2 protein-coding genes and 1 pseudogene are annotated in these 5,860 nt (G+C 71.4%); all 3 read right to left on the bottom strand.

The window, feature by feature from the left end; translation table 11 throughout:
- Positions 1-815: condensation domain-containing protein (locus IH50_RS40560; RefSeq protein WP_234328332.1), on the bottom strand; the 815-nt coding region annotated here is incomplete at its 3' end.
- Positions 816-843: 28 nt separating this feature from the next.
- Positions 844-3,759: pseudogene (locus IH50_RS43025) on the bottom strand (non-ribosomal peptide synthetase); the annotation flags it as partial.
- Positions 3,710-5,860: non-ribosomal peptide synthetase (locus IH50_RS40555; RefSeq protein ID WP_158801419.1), on the bottom strand; the 2,151-nt coding region annotated here is incomplete at its 5' end. The pseudogene IH50_RS43025 and the gene IH50_RS40555, both read right to left, overlap by 50 nt.

Raw genomic sequence — 5,860 nt, 5'->3', positions numbered from 1 at the left:
CCCGGCGCCCGAGCCACCCACTCCTCGAACAACCCCACCACCGACCCCGCCGGCACCCCCACCGACGTGTCATTCCACTCGACAAGCACCCGACGACGCTCGACGGCGCCCAACACATCCACGGCACTCAGCCGCATGCGCGGGTTGGTGGTGACCGTCTCCAGGACGCGGGCCCAGCGCTCCGCCAGCCGTTCGCCCGAGGCTCGGTCGAAAAGGTCCGCGGCGATGATCAGCTGACCGCGCAGACCGGCCGGTGCGCCGTCGGTGTCGAACGTCTCGGCCACGCTGACGTCCAGGTCGAACCTGGCCACCGAGGTCGCCGCCGGTATCGCTTCCGTGCGTACGCCGGGCAGGTTCACGGCGGCGTCGGCGTTGTTCTGCAGGGTGAGCATCACCTGGAACAGCGGGTGACGGGCCAGCGAACGCGTCGGTGAGAGCTCCTCCACCAGACGTTCGAAGGGCACGTCCTGGTGGGCGATTCCGGACAGGCCGTTCTCTCGTATTCGGGCGAGAAGTTGACGGAACGTCGGGTCTCCAGAGAGATCCGCGCGCAGCACGAGTGTGTTCACGAAGAACCCGACCAGGTCGTCAAGGGCTTCGTCGGTGCGGCCCGCGCTCGCGAGGCCCATGGGAATGTCGGTTCCGGCGCCGAGGCGGGAGAGGAGCACCGCGAAGGAGGCCTGGAGCACCATGAACACGGTCACGCCCTCGGCCCGTGCCACGTCCACCAGACGTGCGTGCACCTCCGCCGGAATGTCCAGCGGCAGTCGGTGGCCCTTGTGGCCGGCCACCCGCCTCGTACGCCACCGACACATCACGCGCCAGCGGACCCATCGACCAGCCGTCACCGGCGATGTGGTGCACCACCACAACCAGCACATGCTCACCCGGGGCGACGCCGAACAGCCAGGCCCGGATGGGCACTTCGGCAGACAGATCGAACGTGTACCGCGCTGCCTCCGCCACCAGGGCGTCGACATCCCCCGGGACCGCGTCGGCGACCCGCAGCTCCCAGTCCAACGCCTCGTGGTCGAGGACCCGCTGGTAAGGCTCACCGTCTTCGGTGGTGGCCATCACCGTGCGCAGCACCTCGTGGCGGCCGATCACATCCCGCAGCGCGGCATTCAGGGCTCCGGCATCCACCCGGCCCGTCAGTCGCAGTGCCACCGGGATGTTGTAGATGGGGCTCGGGCCCTCCATCTGGCCGATGAACCACAGACGGCCCTGGGCGTACGACAGCGGAAGACGCTCGGGGCGCTGCCGTGCCGACAACGCGGCCCGGGCGGGACCTCCGCGGGCGAGACGAGCGGCGAGTCCGGCGGGCGTGGGTGCGTCGAACAGCTCTCGGATCTCGAATTCGACCCCGAGCACGGAGCGCACCCGGCTGGCCAGCCGCACGGCGAGCAGGGAGTGCCCGCCGAGGGAGAAGAAGTCGTCGTCGACACCGACCCGCTCCACGCCGAGGACCTGCGCGAAGACGGCGCACAGGATCTCCTCCCGCGCGTCGGCCGGGGCGCGGCCGGCCGCGGCCACGGCGGCGAGCTCCGGCGCGGGCAGGGCCTTGCGGTCCAGCTTCTTGTTCACCGTCAGCGGCAGTTCGTCGATGAGGACGACCGCCGCGGGAACCATGTACTCCGGCAGGTGCTCGGCCGCGAGGCTGTTGAGCGCCTCGGGCAGCTGGGCCGTCACCGCGCCCTCGGCGGGCACGACGTAGGCGACCAGGCGCTTGTCACCCGGGGTGTCCTCACGGGCGATGACCGCGGCCTGGGTCACCGAGGGATGTCCGCCCAGTACGTTCTCGATCTCTCCGGGTTCGATGCGGAAGCCCCGGATCTTCACCTGGTCGTCGGATCGGCCGACGAAGACCAGGTGGCCCTCGGAGGTCCAGCGGGCCCGGTCGCCCGTGCGGTACAGGCGGGACCCGGCAGGGCCGAACGGGTTCGCCACGAACCGTTCCGCGGTCAGCGCCGTGCGCCCGAGGTAGCCGCGTGCCAGTCCGGCGCCGGACACGTACATCTCGCCGGTGACACCGGGCGGGGCGGGGGTCAGGTGCTCGTCGAGCACGTACACCTGCGTGTTGACGACGGGGGATCCGATGGCCACCTCGGGGGCGTCGGGATCACAGCGCCACAGGGTGGCGTCGACCGTGGTCTCGGTGGGGCCGTAGGAGTTGAACATCACGCGCCCGCGTGCCCAGCGTGCCATCACCTCGGGCGGGCAGGCCTCGCCCGCCACGGCGAGCACGGTGTCCGCGCCGATCGACTTCTCGTCGAGGGTGGCCAGGACGGCGGGCGGCAGCGTCACGTGGGTCACGCGCTGGGCGGTGAGGAACTCGGGCAGCGCCGTGCCCAGTCGCCGCTCCTGCGGGATCACGACCAGGGTGGCCCCGGACAGGAGCGCCATGAACCACTCCCAGCCGAAGGTGTCGAAGCTCGCCGACGCGAACTGGCCCACGCGGTGCCCAGAGCCCACGCCGAAGTGCCGAACGTGGCCGGCCACCAGGCTTGCCACGCCCGCGTGGGGGACCAGGACGCCCTTGGGGCGACCCGTGGATCCCGACGTGTAGATCACGTAGGCGGGGTGGGCCGGCTTCAGCGGAGCCAGCCGCTCGGCGTCGTCCAGTTCGCCCGATGGAACGGTGTCCAGCGCACCGAGCACCTCGGGCGAATCGAGAAGCACCGCTGTGGCGGTCGTGTCGTGCGGGAGTACGTCGGCGGTGGCACGCGTGGCCACGATCGCCGTCGGGGCCGCGTCGGCGCACATGTAGGCGATGCGGTCGGCCGGGTATTCCGGGTCGATCGGCAGATACGCCGCCCCAGCCTTGAGCGCACCGAGCAGCGCCACCATCAGGTCGACGCCGCGCTCCAGGCAGACGCCCACCACGGACTCCGGCCCCACGCCCGCACCGATCAGCAGCCGTGCCAGATGGTTCGCCCGCGCGTCGAGGTCTGCGTACGTCATCTCTGCGCCGTCGGTGACGACCGCGACCGCGTCCGGGGTTCGAGCCGCCCACGCTTCGAACAGCTGCGGAATCGTCCCCGCCGGCACGTCGGCCGCGGTGTCGTTCCACTCGGTGAGCACCTGGTGGCGCCGGTCCTCGTCGAGCACCGGGATGCCACTCATCGGCACGTCCGGGCCGCCGTCCAGCGCTTCCTCCAGCGCAGCCACCAGATGTGCGGTGGCCGTGCTCACCATCGTCGCCACGGCGTGCGCGTCGATCGGAGCGACCGCGTCCACCGTCAGCCGCAGCCCCTCACCGTTGTCATCGAAGATCACAGCCAGCGGGTAGTTCGTGCGTTCGCGGACGAACACCATCTCGATGCCGTCGCCCACCTCGGCCACACCACCGCTGAATCCGGTGTTGTGGCGGTAGTTGAACACCGAGGTGAAGAGGGGAGCGTCCGTCGGCACGCCACTGGCCTGCTGCGCCAGGATGAGCGGTGCGTGCTCGTGCTCGAGGAGCGTGGCGAGCTGGCCGCGCATCCCCCGCACCGCGGCGAGGACGCCCGTGCCGTCACCCAGGCGGGCGCGCACCGGCAGGGTGTTCATGAACGGGCCGGGCACCCGGTCCGCACCGGCACCGGAGTTCATCCGTCCGAAGAGCACCGTGCCGAAGACGACGTCGTCCCGTCCGCTGACAGCGTCGAGGACCCGCGCCCATGCCACGTGCAGCACCGTGGCCGGGCTCGAACCCAGCCTCCGCGCCACCTCACGCAGCCGCGTCTCGAGGTCCGCCGGGAGGTCCTGCCGTGCCTGCACCGCGTCGGCGCCGTCGCCGTACGCGTCGACCAGGCCGTACGGCGCGGTGGGCTCGTCGACGTCGCCCAGCAGGTCGGCGAAGTACCGCTCGTGCGCGGCCCGCTCCACCCCGCCGTGCGCCTGCGCGACGAAGTTCCGGAACGGCAGCGGCTCGGGCAGTTCGGCGCCTCGGCCACCGAGGAACGCCTCCACCTCTGCCAGCAGCAGTGAGCTGCACCGGCTCGCGCAGGCCCTCCCACACGATGGCCGTGCGCAGGATGTCGTGCCGGTCCATGACCTTCTGAAGCGCTCCGGCGAACGCGTCCAGCCGGTCACGGGAGTCGAACTCCAGCACCGTCGGCCTGACGTAGGCGTCCTCGCCGGTGTCGGCGAGGAGGTGGTGGAAGAGCAGGCCCTCCTGGAGGGGGGCGAGGGGGTAGACGTCCGCGACGTTCGCCGCGCCGCCGTCCACCGTGGTGACGACCCGCTCGATCTCCTCGGCAGTGAGCTCCACCAGCGGCAGCATCTCCGGCGTGATCGCCTGCACGCCCTCAGGAATGGCATTGGGCGGTACGACGACACTCTCCGCCCCGGACGCGGCAGCAGCCAGCTGTGCCACCGTCGGCGACTCGAACAGCGCCCGCACCGAGACCGTCACACCACGGCCGCGCAGGATCTCCACCAGCCGGATCGCCAGCAGCGAGTGACCGCCCAGTGCGAAGAAGTCGTCGTCGACACCGACGCTGTCGACGCCGAGGACCTCGGCGAACGCGGCGCACAGGATCTCCTCACGGACCGAGGAGGGTCCGCGGCCGGAGCCGGTCGCGTACTCGGGTGCCGGCAGGGCCTTGCGGTCCAGCTTCTTGTTCACCGTCAGCGGCAGCTCGTCGAGGACCACCACCGCCGAGGGCACCATGTGCTCCGGCAGGCGTGCGGTCACGAACTGACGTACGTCACGACCCAGTTCACCGTCACTGCGCTCTCCAGCGGTCACCACGTAGGCGACCAGTCGCTTGTCGTCCGCGACATCCTCGCGCACGACCACCGCGGCCTGGGCCACCTGCGGGTGCTCGGAGACGACGGCCTGGACCTCACCCGGCTCGATCCGGAACCCACGGATCTTCACCTGGTCGTCGGCCCGCCCCACGAACACCAGCTGCCCGTCCGGCGTCCACCGCACCCGGTCGCCCGACCGGTACATCCGCCGACCGGCCGGTCCGAAGGGGCACGCGACAAACCTCTCCGCGGTGAGAGCGGCGCGCCCGAAGTACCCGCGGGCCAACTGCGGACCAGCGATGTACAGCTCGCCCACGACCCCGACCGGCACCGGCGCGAGGCGGTCGTCCAGCACGTACACCCCGGTGTTGGTCAGCGGTGCGCCCATCGGCACCACGGAACCGCCACCCGGCTGCACGGTGCCGGCCGTGACGATCACAGTCGACTCGGTCGGCCCGTAGGAGTTGACCAGGCGGCGGCCGCCCCCCGCCCACTGCTCGGCCTGCGCCCCGGAGAGTGCCTCCGCGCCGGTTCGCAGCGTGTGCACACCCTCCAGGTCCGCCGGGTCGAGCATCGCGAGCAGCGACGGCACGATGCTGACGACGCGCACCCCGGCGTCGCGGATCAGGCGTCCCAGCTTGCGTGCGTCCGCCCGCTCTTCCGGTCCGGCGAGGACCAACGTGCCACCGGCCGTCAGGGTCGCGGTGACGTCCAGGACGGAGGCGTCGAAGCTGAACGAGGCGAACTGGAGCACTCGCTCCCCCGGTTCGACGGCGAGGACCGGGCGTACCGCCGCGGCGAGGTTCGCCACGCCCGCGTAGGTGGTCTGCACCCCCTTCGGCCGCCCGGTCGACCCGGAGGTGTAGATCACATACGCGGCCCGGCTGTCGAGCGGCGACACGGCGGGCGGCGGCGTGGTCGGCTGGTGCGCGAGCAGGTCGATGCTGTGCGGGTCGTCCAGGTGCAGCAGCGACACATCGGCATCGGTAAGAGCGTGGGTCGAGTCGCTCCAGCCCACGACCAGGGACGCGCCGCTGTCCGCGAGCATGAAAGAGATCCGCTCGGCGGGGTACTCGGGGTCGATCGGCAGGTAGGCGGCGCCCGCCTTCCACACGGCCAGGATCGC

The organism is Streptomyces sp. NRRL S-37 (assembly GCF_000721605.1).
Taxonomy (GTDB): Bacteria; Actinomycetota; Actinomycetes; order Streptomycetales; family Streptomycetaceae; genus Streptomyces.
Note: the sequence above shows the minus strand (reverse complement) of the source record. Positions and strands in the feature narration are given on the sequence as shown.